Genomic DNA, 18,806 nt, shown 5'->3' with positions numbered 1-18,806 from the left:
TGATGGGAAGCAGTGTGCTGAGCTGTCCCTTTTCCGTCCTGGTACCCGTGGCCTTGGCTGTCATGGAGTGACTAAATGGCTGCCATGCCCTGCGTAGTGCGTGTAGCACGGCTGGTGGGTGGCTGACGTGTAGATGCTCATTCTTGTGCATGGTGTCGGGGCGCCCGGGTGTGGTGGTGGGCATGACTGCTCAGCCGTCTTTGTCTGCGGCCCCCGCCCGAGGGGACGTTCGGGCGAGGGGCGTGCTGTCGCCCAGACGGCGGGCTGCTGAGGCGTCCACGTCCGAAGCGGCCGGGGGTGGCGACCGTCTCGGGCGGACCCCGGTACCTCGGAAGCTTCCCGGACCTGTCGGCCTACGCCGACACCGTTGAACAGCCAAGGACTGCTCATGATCCTCGACCCTGACGCGACGCTCGAAGCCGTCGCATCAAGCCTGCAGGACCTGCCGTTCCCGTGGAGCGGGGATCCCGTCGAAATCGTCGGCTGGGGCTTCTCGAACGTCGTGCTCCGGGTCGGCACCGACGTCCTCATCAGGGTGCCGCGCACTCCCGAGGCCAAGGGCAGAAGCAAGCACACTGCCGAGGTCCTGCGGCGACTGCCGCCCCTGCCGCTGGCCGTCCCCGAGGTGCTCGGAATGCTTCCGACCGGGCCGCGGCTGCCCTTTGGCGCCGTGCTTCTCAGGAGGCTGCCAGGCGCTGTCGTGGACGACGACGTCGCTCGCGCGGATCGTGAAGCGTTCACCGGCGACCTGACCGCTTTCGTCTCGGCGCTGCACAACTGCGGCGGCGAACCGCTGCTGGGCATCCTCGGGGCGGACGGGGCCGGACAGGCGATCGACGCCCTTGATGCCGAGACGGCCGCAGCCACCGCGGACCGGCTGGCCGGTCGCGAGCGGCAGGTGTTCGAACGGTGGGCCGCAGCCTATCGGCGGTGGCTCGCCGGTGCCGAGGTCGTGCCGATCCACGGCGATGTCTGGCCCGGCAACCTCCTGCACACCTCCGGGAGGCTGTCCGGCGTCCTGGACTGGGACGAGGCGAGGGTCGGCCCGCGGGCGGTCGATCTGTGCGGCGTCTGGTACCTGGGCCGCGACTTCGCCGAGGAGATGATGAGTGCCTACGCGGCCCGGAACTCCTGTGACTACGAGGTCTTGCACGAAGAGACCAGGCTCGCCGGAGTCCGACGTGAACTGCGGGGCGTCACCTGGTCCTTACGCCACAACGACCCCAAGGAACTCGAGGAGTCCCTGGACAAGGTGCGGCGGTCCCTGCACGAGTTCCTGCTCCCGCCCGCCTGACACGGCCGTCGCCCGCCTTTCTGTTCGCGGCCTTCACCGGAGCACTGAAGGAGGGTTTTGTCCTGGTGGGGGTGTTTGGTAACCGGCGGCGATGTCAGCCGCTTGGGGCGGTGTGGCGCTACCCGCCGCACGACTTCCCGTCCTGGGAAACCGTCTACGGATACTTCTCCAAGTGGGAGAAGAACGGGGTGTTCGCCCGGCTCAACAGCCCGCTGAGGCAACGGGTACGGAGGCAGGACAGCCGCACCGCGGAGCCGCCGACCGGCATCATCGACGTACAGAGCGTCAAGATTTCCACCAGCGTCCCGGCCGCCGGCCAGGGAACGGACGCGGGCAAGAAGATCGTCGGCGGGCGGTGGCCTGTCCGGCGCGGGCACGGCGCATCAGCTGATTGAGGGCGTCGGCGAGGTCGGCTTCGGCCCGCTCGGCGTTCCAGAACGGTGGGCGGTCGTGGTGCTCAGGTACTGCCAGGTGCGGTCGTTGAGCGGCTGGTGGGCGCGTTCCCCTCGTGTCTGTCCTGCTTAGCCACGCCTGACCGCGCAGCGGCGCCGCCCGCCGCGCCGGGACGTTGTCCCGTCACCACTTGAGGGCCTCCGCCCCGGCGTGACTTCGTGAGAGTCAGTGGGGCGGGCAGGACCGGGAGCCACTGTCTCGGGAGATTGGGAGCCAGCCGGTATGACGGTGTGCAACATGCCGCTTTCGGAGTAATAGGCGGTTCGGGTTGTTTGGCTGCGCCACTCTGTGGTGGTTGGTCGCGGTCGTGTCAGGAGGCTGTGGGTGCACAGATCTCGTGAGTGGCTGTATGAGCGGATCCGCCGGGACAAGCGGCAGAACCCTGAGATGTCGGAGCGGGCACACAAGAAGGGCGCCAAGCTGCTGTTCCAGATTTTCACAGAGCGGGAGGTACGCAAGGCCACCGTCGTGGCCTCGAGCGCCCCGTTCAGCGAGTGGGACAAGGCCTTCACCGATCCCCGGCTGTGCGCGGCGATCGCTGACCGGCTCACTTTCAAGGCAACGCTGATTCAGACGGGCACCGATTCCTACCGGCTGAAGGCCACCGAGGCCGAACACCACGCCGCCACGCGCCCGTGATGGCGGGCCGAGAGGAAGAGCCCGAGCAGCCCGGCATTCCTGATCTGCGGCTGCGGCTGGATGACCAATTGGACCAGATTGCCGGGCAGCTGCGGGATTTGGCGACTGCCAAGGACCGGCTGCAGGGCCTGCTGGAGGCGGTGCTGGCCATCAGCCGGGAGGCGGAACTGCCCACGGCGCTGCACCGCATCGTCACCACCGCCATGAGCCTGGCCAACGCCCGCTACGGTGCGCTGGGAGTGCTGGACGACTCCGGCGAGTACCTGCAGCAGCTCATCACCGCTGGCCTGTCCGAATCCGAGCGCGCCGACCTGGCCGGGACCGAGTTTCCCCACGGGCGCGGCGTTCTTGGATACCTGATCGACCACCCCGAACCCCTGCGTATCGACGACATCCCCTCCCACCCCGCCTCCGCCGGGTTCCCGCCCGGGCATCCCCACATGCGCACCCTGCTCGGCGTCGCCATCAGCGTCCGCGGCACGATCTACGGCGACCTCTACCTGTCCGAACGCCGCGACGGACAGCCTTTCGACCGTGACGACGAAGACATCGTCGTCACCCTGGCCGGCGCAGCGGGAATCGCCATCGAAAACGTCCGCCTGTTCGAGCAGATCCGCGACGGCGCTGAACACTTCCAGCGCCTGCTGCTGCCCACCCTGCCCGACCTGCACCCCTTCACCGCAGCCGCCACCTACCGGCCCGCCCCCACCCCCGGCCACCTCGGCGGAGACTGGTACGACGCCATCTGGCTGCCCGACAATGCGTGCGTGGTCGTCATCGGCGACGTCGTTGGCCACGACCTGCGCGCGGCCGCCGCCATGGCCCAGACCCGCAGCATGCTGCGCGCCCTCCTCTACGACCGCCTCACCCCGCCCAGCGCCGTCCTGTACCAGCTCGACCGCACCCTGCACGCCATCACCGACCTGCCCGTCACCACCGCCTGCCTCGCCCGCATCGACCCCGAAGAAGAGGGCTGGATGCTGCACTGGAGCACCGCCGGCCACTTCCCCCCCCACTCCTGCTCACCCCCGACCGGCAGACGGAATATCTCCACGCCGAACCCGGCCTGCCCCTCGCGGTGAACACCGAACAGCACCGCCCCGACCACACCCACCCCCTGCCCCCGGGCGCCACCGTGGTCTTCTATACCGACGGCCTCATCGAAGATCCCGCCCGCTCCATTGACGAGGGCATGACCCAACTCGCCGAACTCGCCGCAGCCCACGCCGACCTGCCCCTGCAGGACTTCGTGAACACGCTGGCCGACCACCATCCCAGCGACGGCCACGACGACACGGCCATCCTCGCCCTGCGCACCCCGCACAACTGACCCTCAATGCCCGGGCGCAAAAGCGGGCCCACCGAACCACGCCTGTCAGAGGGCGTTTAGCGTGGGTGAATTGCCCACTAAGTACTAGTAAGATCCTCGCCAGGTTGGCACGGTCTCGTCCGATATGCGCTTGGCGAGGTTATCGATCGAGGCGACGTGGATCATGGCTACCTCGGCCGGTGTGATCTTGAGGGTGTTCTCCAGGATCCACTGGCTGCACGGGCACCAGCTGCTCCCACCCGAACCGCTGCGCCGTGACCCGGCGTCCGGGATCTTCGCCCTGGACTACGACGTCGCCCACGGCCGTGGGGAGAGTTCCGCCGGCCTGGACGTGGTTGTGGACGAGGCGGTAGCAGCGCTGCCACCTGGTGTCCCATACCGGGCACCACCCCGGATCGATCGCGTCCAGCTCATCCCGCCGGGCCTCGGTCATCGCGCCGGCCGCCGAGGAGACGGGGCGGCCGGCCGCGTGGAGCTCCTCGTTCTCCCGCGCCCTACGGGCTGCCGCGCGAGCGTTCTTCGCCCACGCCCCGATCGGATGCCCGTCCCACACCGCAGTGGTCGGAGGGAGGAAGTGCCCATGTGCTTCGGCGTACTTGCGGGCGACGGCGACCCCGTTCGCCCAGGCCGCCTCCTGCTCCGACCACACCATCCCGAGCTGCTCCAGCTCGGACACCCGCCCGGCCTCCAGCGTCCTGGCCGCGTGGGCGCGGCGTTGCTCGGCGATCCACTGCCCGAGCGGATACCCGCCGACCTCGCCCCAGTCCTCCGGCGTGACGAGCGCGTACGGCACCCGCAGTACCCGTTCCCGGTTTCCCGCAGCCACCGTCCGGCCGCCTAGATCCCACGCCGCCAGTACGCCCCTTCCGGATCGATCACCGCAGCCGCACGAACCGCGCCACCGCTGCGGGACGGGCCGGCCTGACTCAGGCCTCTGCACGGGTGGGGGACGTCTGCGGGCTGCCGCTGCTGTGCTGGCCCGTCTCCGACGTTCGAATGCCGGTGCGGGTGGTGGGACCAGTGAGCGCGGCGACGTCCGGCTGGCCGCGGGCTGGTACGGTCACGGCGCATCGTCCCCGAACACAAGGAATCGACTCCTAATGATGGCTCAGTTGGCACGGTATCGCCGTCACATGATCATGCTCATCTCGTCGGCGTCCTGCTGATCATGGTTTCTCGGATGGGGCAGTCCTCAGGGGGCTTCCTTGCCACCGGAATCGCCGCAGTCGTGCTCGGGGTGGCTCTCCTCGTCGTGACGATAGTGGGCGGGCGTCGTCCTCGGCGCCCATAGCGGGCGTCCGCTCCCTTCGCTAGCCAACCGAGCCCGACCGACGGCACATGCCCTCGCTCAGCGTGCGAAGCGGGCCCGGTCCTCCGAACCGCCGGAGGACCGGGCCCGTGCCGTGTGCCGACCCGCCCAAGCGATGTGTCGTTTCGGGGGGTGGTAGTTGGTGTGCTGGGAGTGGTGTGGGCTGTCCGATCCGGGCCGTAGGGTGGGTGCCCTGGCCGAGATCTGGGAGGGACGGGGCATGGAGACAGCCACTGCACGGTTCATTGAGGAGTCCACGGCTCTGCCGCCGGCGGCGCTCGCCGCGTTGTACGAGGACTCCCTCGACCGCTGGAGCCGGGGCGGCCGCGATGCCAGCAATGCGACCAGGGTCTCCGCGTCGGAGAACTCCGCGATCGAACGTGCCGTCCGCACCGCTCTCCTCCGCCGCACCCACGAACTGGACGCCTTCCGCCCGGACCTCTGCTTCGACATCAAGCCCGCCTGCTCGATCGCCGCGAGCGCTGTCTGCAAGCGTACGAAACTGACGGAGGAGCAGTACCGGGTGCTTCTGGACCCGTTCGCGGCGGCAGGGGTCACGGTCCCAGAGCGGTGAGCACCGAGACCTGGACGGCAAGGCAGCGACCCGCCTGTCCCTGCCGACCTCCATGCCCGGTGTCCCGATCGACGCGTTCGACGAGATTGAAGGCGAGGCTGCGGTGCTTTGGTGCGGGTGGGTTCAGTCGGTGATCACGAGGTTGTCGGTGCTGTTCCACTGGGCGGTGAGTTCGGGCGCCCAGCCGGTGGCGGCGGTGTTGCCGTAGCCGATGTCCAGGCTTGCTGACGAGCCGCTGCTGATGCCCCGGGGCACTCTCAGAGGGCGTTTAGCGTGGGCGAAATGCCTCTTATGTCCTAGTGGGTCCCTCGCCAGGTTGGCGTGGTCTCGTCCGTTATGCGCTTGGCGAGGTTGTCGATCGAGGCCGCCGTCGTACAAGGGGCACCGGTACCCGGTTGAGGTGATCTCCCGCTGCGTGTGGCTGTACTTCCGCTTCCCGCTGTCTTCCGTGAGGTGGAGGAGCTGATGCTCGAGCGCGGTGTGATCGTCTCGTACGAGACGATCCGGCGGTGGTGCGCAAAGTTCGGCCAGATCTATGCGAATGAGCTGCGCCGACGCCGGCCACGGCCGGGTGACAAGTGGCACATGGACGAGGTCTTCGTGAAGATCAACGGCGAGCAGAAGTATCTGTGGCGGGCCGTCGACGCCGACGGTAACGTGCTCGACATCCTTCTCCAGGGCCGCCGGGACAAGGCCGCGGCCCGGCGCTTCTTCCGCACACTGCTCAAGAAGATCTGCTCGGTGCCGCGTGTGGTGGTCACCGACAAGCTCCGTCCCTACGGCGCGGCCCACCGCGAGGTGATGCCCTCCGTCGAACACCGTTCCCACAAGGGTCTGAACAATCGGGCGGAGAACTCGCACCAGCCCACCCGGCAGCGCGAACGGGCGATGAAGGGCTTCCGCTCCGCCGGCGCCGTACAAAGATTCCTGTCCGCCTTCAGCGGCATCTCACCCCACTTCAGGCCCCGCCGCCACCTGATGACCGCCGCCCACCACCGCGCCGAGATGACCATCCGCTTCGCGATCTGGGACCAGATCACCGGCGCGACCACCCTGCCTGCCGCGGCCTGAGCCCGGAACCGGAACCCGGCCCCACCACCCCCGACACACCGTCAGGCACCCACACGCTCCACAACGTGACAGCGCCCTCTGACGGGCCAGTAGGCACATGGGATCATCGCGTCTGCAGCCCTGGGCCCTGGCGCTATCGTTTTCTGCTGCTACGGACTGAGCGGCTCGACCGAAAAGCTGACGACACCGAACTGTGGCAGCTGGGGGAATGGGCATGGGGGACAGAGGAATAGCGGAAGTGCGCCGGGAGCATGCGTGGGCCGAGCGGCTGACGGAAGGAGTGACCGTCGCCGTGGCGTTGGGCCTCTCGTTCTACCTGCTGGGCGGCCCTGCAGTATTCTTCGGCACGACTGCCTGGCATCTGGTCAACAACACCGGCACCACCGCGTTCAGCCGGTTTTTGGTGCCGGTGATCTTCCTCGCCCTTGTGGCGCTGCCGCTCGTCTTGGCCCACGTGGTGTTCCGCTCGGGTCGGCGCAAGGGCAAGAGGCGACTGACGGCGGCGGTCCCGGCGGTGCTCCGCGGGTCCGTCATGCCCTTCGCAGCTCTGCGTCTGATCTTCGTGTACGCGGACTGACCTCCCGGCTACGGCGGTCCGTCCGACGTTCACAAATACGGGCACGATGTCACCAGGGAGCGCAGCGCTCCACCTCGGTGAAGGGGTGACAACTGTCATGCTTCCGGAGGAGTGGTGCCAAGTACTTTGCTTCGTCCGTGACAACTGCGGTGCCTCATTTTGGAAGATCGCAGGTCGGCGCAACCGGCGGTGACAGCTACCGTGCCTCGGCACAGGCGGAGCGTGTGGGCGAAAATCCATTGCAGTTCCCCGTGATGATCGCCTTACGGTGCTCTCCATGGTCTTCGAGATGCCCTACCAGCCACTTCCGATCGACCAGTCGGACTTGCGCTACATCCACGGACCCGACTCCGCCGTGCAGCCGGGCGTGCCTGCAGGCGAGACGGTCGCGTTCGACTGGAATGACAGCGCCATCTACCCAGGAACCTCCCGGAAGTTCTGGGTCCACGTGCCTGCCCTGTACGACGCTACGGAACCGGCATCCTTGATGGTGTTCCAGGACGGATGGTGGTACCTGGATCCCGAAGGGCAGGTCCGCGGCGCGACTGTCCTGGACAATCTCATTCACCATGGCGACATCCCCGTCACCATCAGCGTGTTCGTCGACCCTGGCATCTTCCCGAACGCCGAGAACCCCAAGAACCGTAACAACGAGTACGACGCCTTCGACGGCCGCTACGCCACCTTCCTTCTCAGCGAGATCATCCCGCAGGTCACCGAGCGCTACGCCATCGCCCAAGCCCCCGAACGGTGGGGCATCTGCGGCGGGAGCAGCGGCGGCAACTGCGCCTTCACCACGGCGTGGCTGCGCCCGGACAAGTTCCGCCGCGTCATCGGATACCTGTCCAGCTTCGCGCAGATGCCGGACGGCAATCCCTACCCAGCCCTCATCTCCCGCGTTCCCCGCCAGCCGCTGCGTATCTTCATGCAAGCCGGCCACCGCGACCTGCACTGGAATGAGCCCAGACGGAACTGGCTCGCTGAAAACCTGCGCGTAGCAACCGCTCTGGCTGAAGCGGGCTACGACTTCCGCCTTGTCGTAGGCGACGGCGGGCACAGCCCCAACCACGGAGGCGTCCTACTGCCTGACGCACTCCGTTGGTTGTGGCGGCCGGATCAGGAGTGACCGCCCCTCCCTTGGAGCCTGCAGCGGCGGGGACTGAGCCCCTTGACGACCGTCGTCTCCGAGAGATGCCCCTCCGCCTGGGCCTGGGAAAGACACACCCGCGCCGTCGCCCGCCGCATCGGCCGCACCTTCACCGCCGTCGAGGACGTCTCCCTGCTCCACGACCAGCTGCTGCTGAGCATCGACCAGATCGCCACCGTGACCGGCACCGAACCCGCGACCGTCACCGCACTCCTGGCCGCGCCCACCGCTCAGCCCGCGCCGGAACAACCCGCCCGCGGCCCTGGACGGCCAGACCCACACGCACCCCCCGCCTTCGCATAGCCGCAGTCTGACCAGCCACCCGGCCTTTCGGGGCCCAGGCCCGCTGCGCCCGACCGGTACTCGCGGCACGCAAGGGTCAGGTGCCGAGGGAGCGCGTGACGAAGGAGCGGGTGACGGCGCCGGCGAGGAAACAGCGAGTCCCGCATGCTGGTGGACCCGCTACACCGATGTCCTGTCGGTGTCGCGGGATCCTCTCGCCCGAGCCATTTCCCGGATCGGAGGCGGGACTCACTTACGAGTGAGCAGTACCAGGCCCGCGATCACAACGGCGAGCACTACGGCGGCGATGCCGTAGGCGAGCCGGTGTGCGCGCAGGACGGGCAGGAATCGATCGGCGGCGAGCCTGCCGGGCCCGGTGAGGGCCAGGCCTGCGGCGCCCGCGAGAAGAAGCACTTCGTACTCGACTCCCTGGGGAGCGAAGAATCCGCCTCCCCACTTGACGGCCGTCGCGTTGATCATCGTGCCGACGACGGCCGCGCCGGCGAGCGGCGTCAGGAGGCCGAGCATGAGGCCGAGTCCTCCGAGAACTTCGCTGAGCCCGGCGATCACCGCCATCGTCTCGCCAGCGGGGTAGCCGCTCTGGGCGAAGAACTGCCCGGTGCCCTCGATGCCTCCGCCCTCGAACCAGCCGAACAGCTTCTGCGCGCCATGTGCAGCGAGAGTCAGCCCAAGAACCACACGAATGGTGAGGAGCCCGATGTCGTAGGTGTGGAGCGAGGTGCCGTCAGAGCCGGTGGAGGAGGAAGCGGCGGAGCGGGACAGGGCGGAAGTCATACGGCATGGACCCTTCTGCGAGAGAAGAATGAGATTGAAAGTTCAAGCGCTTCGTGAAGCGTAGCCCGTGTGTGAAAGTTCAACAACCTTGAGTCGCGCTCGGCGCGATGTTCCAGGGCGGGGACGCGGCGCACGGGGTCCGGCCCCGAAGGGCCGCCCAACCACTAGATGAGTAAAGAGGCGCCCCGGTCAGGTGAGGCCGCCTGGCGCGAGGTCGGGGCGCAGCCGGTGCCCGGAGGGCTGCCGCAGCAGCCCCGCTCTTGTTCTGCCCGTGTAGCGGACCTCGCCGACCAGTCGCGGCAGTACCCACCGCGCTCCGACCACGCCCGGAACCATGCCGAAGGGGCACTCGTCGATCGCGGCGACGCGGAGCAGGCAGGCGCTCCACCCGGTGCCGACGCTGCCCACATACCGAAGACGGCCTGCACGTGCCTCTCCTACGAGCAGGGCGCCGGGCAGGCCGGTGAGCCGGCCGCGGCCGGGCACCCACCCGCCCACGACCACATCGATGGTCCGGACGTGCCGGATCTTGATCCACGAGCGGGACCGGGCCCCGGGTTCGTACACCGATGCGAGCCGTTTCGCGATCAGGCCTTCCAGCCCCGCGGTCCGGGTCACCTCCAGCGCCTGCTCGCCGTGTCCGACGACCGTCGCAGGCGTCGACCAGTGCTTCCCGTCCAGTCCCAGGTCCTCCAGGAGTGTGCGGCGTTCGGTGTACGGCAGCCCGGTCAGACCGCGGCCATCCAGGTGCACGGCATCGAACAGAACCAGATGCGCCAGCACCAGCCGCGCCATCCGGGCGGCCTTCGCCGCGGAGGTCAGTCCCATGCGGGACTGCAGCCGCTCGCCGCAGCTCGGCGCGCAGACAGACCCAGCAGTGACGGGTACGTACCCGTACCCGTATCCTTGGGGGATGGGAAGGAGTACGACGATGTCTGATGCCAATGTCCGTATCCCCGAGGCGGCCAAGGACCGGCTGGCCGCGATCGCGGCTGCTGAGGGGTTGTCGCTGCGTGCGTATCTGGCGCGGCTGGCCGAGACTATGCTCACTCCGGCCGAGCGGGCTGAGCGGGCTGAGAAGGCCAGGGCCGCACTGAAGGCGTGGAACGGCTACGCCCCCACTGTCTCCGAGGCGGATGACCTGGACAGTGAGCTGGACCGGCGCCTGGCCCGGGCGACGGCTCGGTGAGCGACGCCATGCACATCGTCCTGGACGACACGGCGATGGCCGCAGCCGGCCAGGGCAACGTCCTCGCTTCTCGTCTGATCCACCGGGCGCATGCCGAACCCGGGTGGTTCCTTTACGCCCCGGCGTGCGCGCTCGTCGAGGCCGACCGGGCGCGGCCCGGTACGGCCGAGCACCTGGCCGCGCTGCCGGGCATCACCGTTCTGGACCTGGACCTGTCCGCCGCGCTGGCTCTCGCCCGGCAGGAGACGTGGGCGGCGGCCCACAGCCAGTTCGCTGCGCAGCCCACTCCCGACCGCCCGAACGGGGCGATCATCGCGACCACGGCGCCGAAGCGGTGGGAGGGCGAGGCGGTGCGGGTCCTGGACCTCAACACCTGAGCAGCGGTTCTCTGACGGCCGCCGGCCCTGTTCTGGACGGGGGTCGGCGGCCTCATTGCGTGGTGTCGAGTGGTGCGCGTGCGGCTTCCAGGAACGTTGATCGTGCTTGATCGAGGAATTCGAGCGAGTCATGTGTCTGCCGGCCCTGCCCTTGCCGAAAATGTCATCCGTTGAGGTCATGCGGCATGTCGGTACTCGTGGAGAATGCCGCCGAGGCGATCGCGGCGGCGTATGTCGAGGCGGGCGATCTCGTCCGGATCAGTGATCGGCGTGGGCAATGGATACAGCGGGCGGGCATTCGCGATGCCCTGATGCGGCCGATGGGAGTTGTAGAACTGTTCGAACGCGCGCAAGGCGTGGAGCAGATGCCGCTGATTCCAGATCAACGTGCGGTCCAGCAGCTCGCGTCGGCAGGTCTGCACCCACCTCTCCATAATCGAGTTCATTCTCGGCATCCGGACGCCGCTGAGCACAACCTCGATGCCCGCATCGGCGAGGATCGCGTCGAACAAGGCGGGGAACTTCCCGTCCCGGTCCCGGATCAAGAACCGCGCCCGGCAGCGTGCGTCCTCCAGGTCCATGACGAGATTCTTCGCGGCCTGCGCCACCCAGGCGGTGGTCGGGTGTGCCGTGGCGCCCAGAATCCGGATCCGCCGACTGCCGTGCTCGATCACTGCGAGCACGTACATCCGTGCCCCGGACAAGGTGACCGTCTCGAAGAAATCGCACGCCAGCAGGGCGTCGGCCTGCGAGCGCAGGAAGTCCGCCCACGTACTTGAGCTCCGTTGGGGTGACGGATCGATCCCGGCCTCCCGCCGGATCTCCCAGACCGTGGAGGGGGCCACCCTCACGCCCAGCACCAGCAGCTCGCCGTGGAGGCGCCGGTAGCCCCACGTGGGATTTTCCCGTGCCAGGCGCAGCACCAGGGCACGGATGGAGCGCACGGTGCGGGGGTGACCCGGGCGCTTCGGCTTGGACTCGGCGGCGTGGCGGCGGGCGGCCAGGTCGCGGTGCCAACGTAGCACCGTGTCCGGCCGGACCAGCAGCCGCAGCCTGCGCAGCACGTCCCGCGGCAGCCGGTGCAGCAGCGCCGCCAGGAATGCCCGGTCGCTCGGGCTGAACCGCACCTTCTCCTTACCGAGTTGGTGCTCCAGCACCGACAGTTGGTGGCGCAGGGCGAGGATTTCCACGTCCTTGTCCCGATCGCTCATCGGTAGCAGGCGCAACATGGCGAACGCGTTCGCCATGCCCAAGTAGGCCAGTCGCAGCAGCACGGTTGGTCATCATGCCGCGTTGATCGATAGCCGCGCGACGGCGCAGACTCGACCGACCGCGCTCGACATCCCGTACACCCCGCACACCAGCTCCGACCAGGGCGGATGAGCTTATCGGCAAGCGCAACGTTCGCTTCCCGGCCGCGGCGCGGTAGAGCGCGACGGCATCCTTCCTGAACTCCTCCGGATACGGAGACTTGCGTCCCACCTGGACATCCCTCCCTGGACCGTCAAGATCCATTGTCAGGGTGTCCACTCCACAGGATCATCCTCAGTGACGCGGTTGTACCGGAGGCACTGTCACAGCGGCTCCTCACACGGCGATTCGGCGTCGGACGGTCCGAACGCCTCCGAGGACCCCGTACCTTCTCATGCCCCGCACCGGGGCGGGCTGGGTCGGCGTTGGTCAAACGATCTCGCCGACGCAGGATCCGTGGGCGCCGCAGGCGTAGCAGGTGTACCGCATGCATCCGGTGCACAGCCCGATGTTCTCCAGCCGGTATATGTCCCGGCAGCTCTCGCATGCGGCCCGCTCACGCAGCATGGCCTTCCAGCCGTCGCTGCCGCCGATGAAGTCGTACGAGGCGGCGACGAACTCCGACCACGCGATGTCATGGTCGGCCCAGTGCCGGGAGTACCAGGAATACACCGTGAAGAACGCCTTGCCGGTCACCAGGTGGTCGGGGTCACGACCGTCGCGGATCCACCCTTCGGCGAGCTGCCTGATGCGCTCCTCGATGGGCAGTCCGCAGCCGAGAACGACGTGGTTCCTCATCGCCGCATTATGCGGTCTGACACGCCCTCGTGGACAGGCACGGACATCAGCCTGCCGAGTCGTCGGATACGGCCCCGGCACCGGGCAGCGGATGACGAACACCCCACTGTGCCCCGGCAATAAACTGTGCGGCACGCAGGATGAGGCCATGCCAACTCGGTTCGCTGGGGCTGCCGGGTCCTCTTCCGGGGCGCACGGGACGGGTGCTGACGGCTTCGGGCGTTCATGTCGGTGAGCTTGTGGGGTGCACCCCCAGGATGGTGCCGAGTCGGTCGACGACCGCGGCGTACTCGCTGTTGCCCTTGCTGATCTCTGACTTGGCCTTGGCGCTCTGGGCGGTGTCGTTGTTGAGGATGCCGCTGGCGCAGTCGGCTGAGCCCTGCTCCAGGTCGGCGAGGGCCAAGACCCACGAGGCTTGGGCAGGTGCGTCGGGGATGGGCTCGAAGGTCTTGAGAATGCGGACGTCGTGGGCGAGTTCGTTGCAGGCGCTCAGGACGATGCCAGCGTCGGAGGCCGCGGAGCCGGCGGTATATCTGGACAGGTCCCCGTCCAGGGATTTGAGGCCCGTGTGGTGGCGGCTGTCCTTGAACCACGCGACGACGGCGACGGGATCGGTGGCGGGAAGCGGCGTCGTGGGAGTGGCCGTTGCGCTACTGGCTTGAGAACTACCGGTGGACGCACTGCTGCACGCGGTGAGCGGCATCAAGGCGCAGGTGACGGCGAGGGCGAAGGCACGGACATGCATGGGAACCCCGGTGAGTCGAAGGTGGGCCGTGTAGCCGGGCCCTGATGGGTTGCGCACAATTCGTGTCCGGTCCGTTGTGTCCCGCTGATCCATGGCTGCGCCGGCGGTGAGGTGGACGGCGGCGCGCGCGTGGGCCGCCGTGAGCACCCTTGCCGATGGCCACCCTCTTGGCGATCTCGGTGGCCCGCTCCTCGCGGCTGTTGCGACGCTCTCCGAGGATTTCCATGACGTTCGCTCCTCCTGGTGCTGTCAGGTCCCGGCGCGCCGGGGTTGGCGGGTGGCCGGAGGGCGACCTCGTCCTCGGCGTCCGGTAGAGACGAGACGGCGGCGACCACGACCTCGGCCCGGATGCCGCGTGCGGCGCTGTCGAGATCGCGGCGGGTACCGAGGGCTGAGGGCTGACCGGACCTGGTCCTCGGCGTATACGGTCTCGAACGTGACCGGGTCGGTGCCGTAACCGAGTTCGGCCTGCTCGGGGTCTCCGGGCCGACAGCGCACCGGCTGTGGTGAAGCCGGGCCACGCATACCTGCCGAGCGCGCCGGACGGTACGGATCGTCGTCTTGGCCATGGTCCCCTCCTCGCCGCCGGCCCTGCCTGACGATGTGGACGGTAGGGGGCCGATGGCACCTACCGATCCCAGATTCGCCCGGGTGTCCCGGACGCCGTAATCTCGTGCCATGCCGCCCCTGAGCCAGCCGACCAGCGAGCGTCGTCCGCGCGCCATGGTCATCGACAGGGCCTGGCGCGGCCTCGGGCCGGGGCTGGATTCGCTGAGCGGCCCCGGTGGTGCGCCGTTGACCCGGTCGGTCAAGCTGATCGTGCTGCCGCTGGTGGTCAGGCCGTCGCTGCGTCCGGAACTCGCGGCCGACTTCCTCGACCCGCGGGAGGCCGCGCTCCTCGAGGCGTTGATCCGGGAGGCCGGCGCGCGCCTTGCGGCAACGGCGCAGTGGTTCACACTGCTCAAGAAGTCCCGCCGGGCGCTGGGTATCGTGGCGGGCAACCCCCAGGACCTGTACTTCCAGCTCTGCTTCGAGCTGGCCACCGAGCACGGAGAGCCCTCAGCCGGTGCGGAAGCAGTGGCCAGGGCCGCCCTCGCGGATGTGGCTAATGCCGCCGGTGGGCGCACGGTGGAGGCGCTGAAGGACCATCTGGCCGACGCCGCCCGGCGCTCCCGGCTCGACGGAGACCTGGCCGCCGCCTGGGAGAGCCGTCAGACGGCCGCGGCCGGTGACGCCGGCGTGGCAGCCCATGCGGCGGCCGCAGTTCTCGAAGCCTGTGGGGCGCCAAGCCCGGAGAGGAATTCGTCGTCGTTTGAGGCCATGGTCGAGGGTGGATACGGAAGCCTGCTCGGCCGAGCCCTGTGGGCGCAGGCGAGCGGTGTCTGGGGACGCGACGATCTGCCGGCGCATCTGAAACTGACCGAGCATCAGGTGCCGCCGCGACCGGAGGTCGGCCGGGGTGCCTCGACCGCCACGCTTCCGGCGCCGCTGGACCGCACGCTCTTCGAGCGGCTCTTCGTCGTGTTGCAGTCGTCGGTGCGGCGCGAGGGGTTGCCGACGGTGCCGGAGCTCGTCCGGCGGGAGGTCGGCCGCAGCTGCGCTCCGCTCGGTCTGCACGACGAGAGCCTGCGGGTTGCCGTGGTCCTCGGCGGTCGACTCGCGGTCGGCCTGGATCCGCTGGGCAGCGGGGAGTCCGTGCCGGGGCGGACGGCGGCGCACCGCGCCGTCAACAGCCGCTGGCAACGGGAGGCATCTGTCCTCCGCGCCCGCAGGATGACCGTTTCTCCCTGCCCCGACCCGGACGGCGGCGTGCTGGACGCGCTCGCCCGGGACCTTCGCACCCCGTGGGTCGCCTACATGCGGCGGCTGTGGGTGCGGCTGCACGGGCGGGATGTCCGCGACGCGCCGCTGAACGACATGGCGTCGGCCTGGGCACTGCTTGACGGGGTCGCCCGCTCGGTGATGATGGACCACCGCGCCAGGGTCCGCTCGGCGCTGCGCACGCTGTCGGCGACCGCCGCGCCGGCGGCCGAGCCGACGGCCGAGACGAGGAACGCGTAATGCCCGAGGCCAGCATGGACACCCATGTCACACGAGCCGAGGACGGCACCGTACGGGTCGGCTACGAGCCCGCGGGTCCCGCCTTCACCCGGGCCGTTCTCGACGTCGCGGGCGCGGTTCTGACCTGGCCCGTCCTCGGTGCTCAGGGCCTGCCGGCGGCGCAGGTCCACGACGCGGGGCGGGCGCAGCAGTGGCTGTGGGCGCTCTACGGTGAGCGCGTCGCCGCCGCCGTGCACGGCTGCGAGGCGGGGGTGCCGGCCGGCGTGACGGTGGCGGAGGCGGAGGTGACCACTCTGGCGGGCGGTGCCGCCCGGCTCGCCTTCGGGCACTGGGCGGCCCGGTGGTGGCCGACTTCGTACATGGATGGGATAACGAGGCTCGAACCGGATGTGCTCGGACTGGAGTTGGCCGCGCTCACCCACCAGTGCCATCAGTTGTTCGACACCGCCTTCGGCGATCAGCCCGATGACTGCGCGGCCGAACTGATAGCGGAGTATCAGGCGGCGCTCGACCCGTTGGTCCGGTGGTGGCTCGCTCCAGCGCAGCCGACCGATACGGCGCGTCACCTGGACAGCGTCCTACGGCTGATCGACGACGTGGCCGACAGCGCCGGGCTGGGCGGCCCGTCACTGCGTCACCTTCGGGCGTCCCTGGACCAGCGCCGTCCGGTCGGTACGTCGGTCGACCTCGGCACCCTCTTCGCGCGGCACAGGGGGTACGCCCTCGCGGCGGGCGATCCGCTCGTCGCGGGTGGCCGGGTGATCACCCGGGGCTCGGGCAGCAACGACTGGCGCCGCTACCCGCCCGGCTTCGTCGACGCCGCCGAGGACGCGGTGTCCTGGACCGCCCGCGCGGTCGGCGCCCGCCGCCGGATCGAGGTCGAGGTCGTCGCGGACGTCGCAGCGCCCGCCGCCGGAGCGCCCCTTGTGGCCGAGGTCCGGGTGGACGGCGGCCGGGCGGCCCGGGTGCCCCTCGTCCTGCGGGACGACCTGTGGACCGGCCACGCGGACCTGGAGCTTGACGTGGGCCAGGACCTGCCGTCGGCCGCGATGCCGCCGCGCATCGAGGTCGGCGTCCTGTTCCCCGGCTTCGACCCGGGCCCCGGCGCCCCCGGCGACGCCGCCCATCGCGACGCGGTCCGCGCCCTGGCCCGGCAGCGGCTGGCGGCCGCGGCGCGGCCCTCGCCGTACGACGACACGCACCCGGGACCGTTCCTCGCCGAGATCGCCGCCGCCGCTGCCGTGGAGGAGGACTTCTAGCCAATGCCGGAAGACGAAGCCGAACAGGCAGAACAGCTGGCGGGACTGAGCTACGGCGAGCCCTTCGACAGCGGCCTCGAACTCGCTGAGCACCATCAACTGACCTCAGATCTCCCTGCCGCGCAGGCCGTCTACGAAGAACTGCTCACCCTCGCCGAGTCGTTCGAGGACTCTCCCGATGTGCGGCTCCTGCGGGGGCACTTGCTGTCCGATATCGGGACGGTCCAGCTCACGGCCACGGATCTGCCCGGTGCGGCCCTCTCCATCGAGCAGGCCCTCGGTCTGGTGCGGGGCGTCGCGTCCGTGCCGATGGGGCCGCGCGGCCGCCAACTATGGCTGGAAGTCCTGCTGAAGACACTGCTGGCCAGGGCCGAACTGATGCGCAGGACCGGGAGCCTGGACGAGGCGCAGGCGGCTGTGGACGAGGCGGCGACCCTGCTGGCCGAGTTGAACGATCCCGAGGGGCTGCGCACCGCGGAGATCGGCCAGACCCGGGTGCATCTGCTGGTGGACCGGAGCGAGTGGGGCGCGGCCGAGGAGCTGGCTTCGGCGCTGCTGTCCACCACGCCCGCGATCGTGCCACATCTGCTGGACTGTCTGGGAATCATCTGCGCCTCGACCCGGCGGTTCGACCTGGCGGAGGACTACTTCGCCCGCGCGGATGACGGTTATCTGGCGCTGGGACACAACGCTGGGCGGCAGCAGCTGATCTCCCACCGGGCGTACGCCGCGATGCGCGCCGGCGACCTCGACCGCGCGGAACAGCTGTACGCCGAGGCCTCCGCGATCTTCGAACGGCAGGGCCAGTTCGAGGATCTCGCGGTCTGCGATCAGGCGCGTGCCTCCCTCGCCGAGCGCCGCGGCGACGCCACCGGCGCGAACGACCTGATGGCGTCGAGCCTGGCCCGCTTCGAACGGCTCGGCTCCGCGATCGCCGCCGCCGACACCATGCTGCTGGCCGCCCAGCAGGCGTACGACCGGGGCGACATCGCCGAGCTGCAGCGGCTGGCCCAGGCGGCGCGCGATGTGTACCAGGAGCGCGGGGTATACGAGCGGTGCGCACAGGTGGACCTGACGCTCGCCCGGATCCTTGAGGACAACCTGAACCGGATCAACCCCGGCGACTACGAGCCGGCGTCGATCACCACCGCGATCGCCACCGCGATCTCCCTCGCGCTTCCCGTCGCGCTGGCGCTGGAGGCGGCACGCTACGACTTCGCCACCGCCCACGCGCGCAGCCAGTGGCTGGAACTGGCAGACGACGCCATGCGGCTGGCCTTCCGCCTCGTCAACCGCAGCGGCGATCAGGGGCTGCTCTTCGAACTGGTGGAACACCGCTGCGCGGGCGCCTCGCTGGTTCTGGGCCGCACCGACCGTACGCCGCCGGCTGCCCCCGGCGAGGGGACGGTCTTTCCGGACGCCGCCATGAAGACGTACGCGCCCGCCGACGGCCCGATGACGCTGGGTGGCGTGGCGGCCGAGGCCGCCGCCTCCGTCGGCCTGCGCGTCGCGCCGCCGCCGAGGGTGGTGATGTCACCGGAAACGGGCCGCATCGCGCTTGAGCAGTACATCAAGGCGGCCGAATTCCGCTATCACCGGCGGATCGTGAGCGAGGAGGAGGTGCTGTTCTGGTCGCCGACGGCCTGACCAACCGC

18 protein-coding genes and 3 pseudogenes are annotated in these 18,806 nt (G+C 69.4%); 14 read left to right on the top strand and 7 right to left on the bottom strand.

Features of this window, described 5'->3' with window-relative positions:
- Positions 1-388: 388 nt before the first annotated feature.
- The 4 genes and pseudogenes from OHA19_RS40645 to OHA19_RS40630 all read left to right on the top strand — a co-directional run bounded on the left by OHA19_RS40645 (position 389) and on the right by OHA19_RS40630 (position 3,716).
- A complete protein-coding gene (locus OHA19_RS40645; RefSeq protein WP_331750243.1) occupies positions 389-1,294 on the top strand; it encodes a phosphotransferase in 906 nt (301 codons plus the stop codon).
- Between the two features lie 110 nt (positions 1,295-1,404).
- The gene (locus OHA19_RS40640) at positions 1,405-1,689 is read left to right on the top strand and encodes a transposase (protein ID WP_405753440.1); all 285 of its coding nucleotides are present in this window, start codon (positions 1,405-1,407) and stop codon (positions 1,687-1,689) included.
- Positions 1,690-2,134: 445 nt separating this feature from the next.
- Positions 2,135-2,386, top strand: a complete 252-nt coding sequence (locus OHA19_RS40635) for an ATP-binding protein (RefSeq protein WP_331750245.1) — start codon at positions 2,135-2,137, stop codon at positions 2,384-2,386.
- Positions 2,386-3,716 (top strand): annotated as a pseudogene (locus tag OHA19_RS40630) (PP2C family protein-serine/threonine phosphatase). The gene OHA19_RS40635 and the pseudogene OHA19_RS40630 overlap by 1 nt, the downstream one beginning before the upstream one ends.
- A 139-nt stretch (positions 3,717-3,855) precedes the next feature.
- On the opposite strand, the gene OHA19_RS40625 reads toward OHA19_RS40630, so the two are convergent.
- The gene (locus tag OHA19_RS40625) at positions 3,856-4,509 is read right to left on the bottom strand and encodes a helicase associated domain-containing protein (protein WP_331754699.1); all 654 of its coding nucleotides are present in this window, start codon (positions 4,507-4,509) and stop codon (positions 3,856-3,858) included.
- 736 nt (positions 4,510-5,245) lie between these two features.
- Between OHA19_RS40625 and OHA19_RS40620 the strand changes: the two genes are divergently transcribed.
- Positions 5,246-5,599 carry a hypothetical protein gene (locus OHA19_RS40620; protein WP_331750251.1) on the top strand — a complete coding sequence of 118 codons (354 nt, stop codon included), beginning with the start codon at positions 5,246-5,248 and terminating at the stop codon, positions 5,597-5,599.
- 123 nt (positions 5,600-5,722) lie between these two features.
- Here the strand turns inward: OHA19_RS40620 and OHA19_RS40615 are convergent, their stop codons facing one another.
- The gene (locus OHA19_RS40615; RefSeq protein ID WP_331750253.1) at positions 5,723-5,854 is read right to left on the bottom strand and encodes a hypothetical protein; all 132 of its coding nucleotides are present in this window, start codon (positions 5,852-5,854) and stop codon (positions 5,723-5,725) included.
- Between the two features lie 145 nt (positions 5,855-5,999).
- Here OHA19_RS40615 and OHA19_RS40610 point away from each other — a divergent pair.
- From OHA19_RS40610 to OHA19_RS40595, 4 genes and pseudogenes are all read left to right on the top strand, one after another.
- Positions 6,000-6,670 (top strand): annotated as a pseudogene (locus OHA19_RS40610) (IS6 family transposase).
- 238 nt (positions 6,671-6,908) lie between these two features.
- Positions 6,909-7,247 carry a hypothetical protein gene (locus OHA19_RS40605; protein WP_331750255.1) on the top strand — a complete coding sequence of 113 codons (339 nt, stop codon included), beginning with the start codon at positions 6,909-6,911 and terminating at the stop codon, positions 7,245-7,247.
- Between the two features lie 277 nt (positions 7,248-7,524).
- Entirely contained in the window at positions 7,525-8,373 is an 849-nt protein-coding gene (locus tag OHA19_RS40600) for an alpha/beta hydrolase-fold protein (RefSeq protein WP_331754220.1), read from the top strand.
- A gap of 42 nt (positions 8,374-8,415) precedes the next feature.
- Positions 8,416-8,697: a hypothetical protein gene (locus OHA19_RS40595; RefSeq protein ID WP_331750260.1), complete on the top strand. Its 282-nt coding sequence runs from the start codon at positions 8,416-8,418 to the stop codon at positions 8,695-8,697.
- A 228-nt stretch (positions 8,698-8,925) separates the two neighbouring features.
- On the opposite strand, the gene OHA19_RS40590 is transcribed toward OHA19_RS40595, so the two are convergent.
- Positions 8,926-9,471, bottom strand: coding sequence for a DoxX family protein (locus OHA19_RS40590; protein WP_331750262.1), 546 nt, complete (start codon positions 9,469-9,471; stop codon positions 8,926-8,928).
- A gap of 189 nt (positions 9,472-9,660) precedes the next feature.
- A pseudogene (locus OHA19_RS40585) lies at positions 9,661-10,311 on the bottom strand (ATP-dependent DNA ligase); the annotation flags it as partial.
- A gap of 91 nt (positions 10,312-10,402) precedes the next feature.
- Between OHA19_RS40585 and OHA19_RS40580 the strand changes: the two are divergent.
- Both OHA19_RS40580 and OHA19_RS40575 read left to right on the top strand, forming a co-directional pair.
- Entirely contained in the window at positions 10,403-10,660 is a 258-nt protein-coding gene (locus OHA19_RS40580; RefSeq protein ID WP_331750264.1) for a hypothetical protein, read from the top strand.
- Between the two features lie 8 nt (positions 10,661-10,668).
- Complete coding sequence (locus tag OHA19_RS40575; RefSeq protein WP_405722946.1) at positions 10,669-11,037, top strand: hypothetical protein; 369 nt, start codon at positions 10,669-10,671, stop codon at positions 11,035-11,037.
- Between the two features lie 176 nt (positions 11,038-11,213).
- On the opposite strand, the gene OHA19_RS40570 is transcribed toward OHA19_RS40575, so the two are convergent.
- The 3 genes from OHA19_RS40570 to OHA19_RS40560 all read right to left on the bottom strand — a co-directional run bounded on the left by OHA19_RS40570 (position 11,214) and on the right by OHA19_RS40560 (position 13,831).
- Positions 11,214-12,311 (bottom strand): integrase core domain-containing protein, encoded by a 1,098-nt coding sequence (locus OHA19_RS40570; RefSeq protein ID WP_331750268.1) that lies wholly within the window; start codon positions 12,309-12,311, stop codon positions 11,214-11,216.
- Positions 12,312-12,717: 406 nt separating this feature from the next.
- Positions 12,718-13,086: a hypothetical protein gene (locus OHA19_RS40565; protein ID WP_331750270.1), complete on the bottom strand. Its 369-nt coding sequence runs from the start codon at positions 13,084-13,086 to the stop codon at positions 12,718-12,720.
- Positions 13,087-13,309: 223 nt separating this feature from the next.
- Entirely contained in the window at positions 13,310-13,831 is a 522-nt protein-coding gene (locus tag OHA19_RS40560; protein ID WP_326770389.1) for a hypothetical protein, read from the bottom strand.
- A 678-nt stretch (positions 13,832-14,509) separates the two neighbouring features.
- Here OHA19_RS40560 and OHA19_RS40555 point away from each other — a divergent pair.
- The 3 genes from OHA19_RS40555 to OHA19_RS40545 are packed head-to-tail and all read left to right on the top strand — an operon-like array spanning position 14,510 to position 18,798.
- Positions 14,510-15,892, top strand: coding sequence for a hypothetical protein (locus tag OHA19_RS40555; protein ID WP_331750272.1), 1,383 nt, complete (start codon positions 14,510-14,512; stop codon positions 15,890-15,892).
- Positions 15,892-17,151: a hypothetical protein gene (locus OHA19_RS40550; RefSeq protein ID WP_331754214.1), complete on the top strand. Its 1,260-nt coding sequence runs from the start codon at positions 15,892-15,894 to the stop codon at positions 17,149-17,151. The genes OHA19_RS40555 and OHA19_RS40550 overlap by 1 nt, the downstream gene beginning before the upstream one ends.
- Positions 17,152-17,154: 3 nt before the next feature.
- Complete coding sequence (locus tag OHA19_RS40545) at positions 17,155-18,798, top strand: hypothetical protein (protein ID WP_331750276.1); 1,644 nt, start codon at positions 17,155-17,157, stop codon at positions 18,796-18,798.
- Positions 18,799-18,806 lie beyond the last annotated feature (8 nt).

The sequence above is a fragment of the Streptomyces sp. NBC_00012 genome (genome assembly GCF_045040875.1).
In the GTDB taxonomy this organism is placed as follows: domain Bacteria; phylum Actinomycetota; class Actinomycetes; order Streptomycetales; family Streptomycetaceae; genus Streptomyces.
This window is presented reverse-complemented; position numbering and strand designations above follow the sequence as displayed.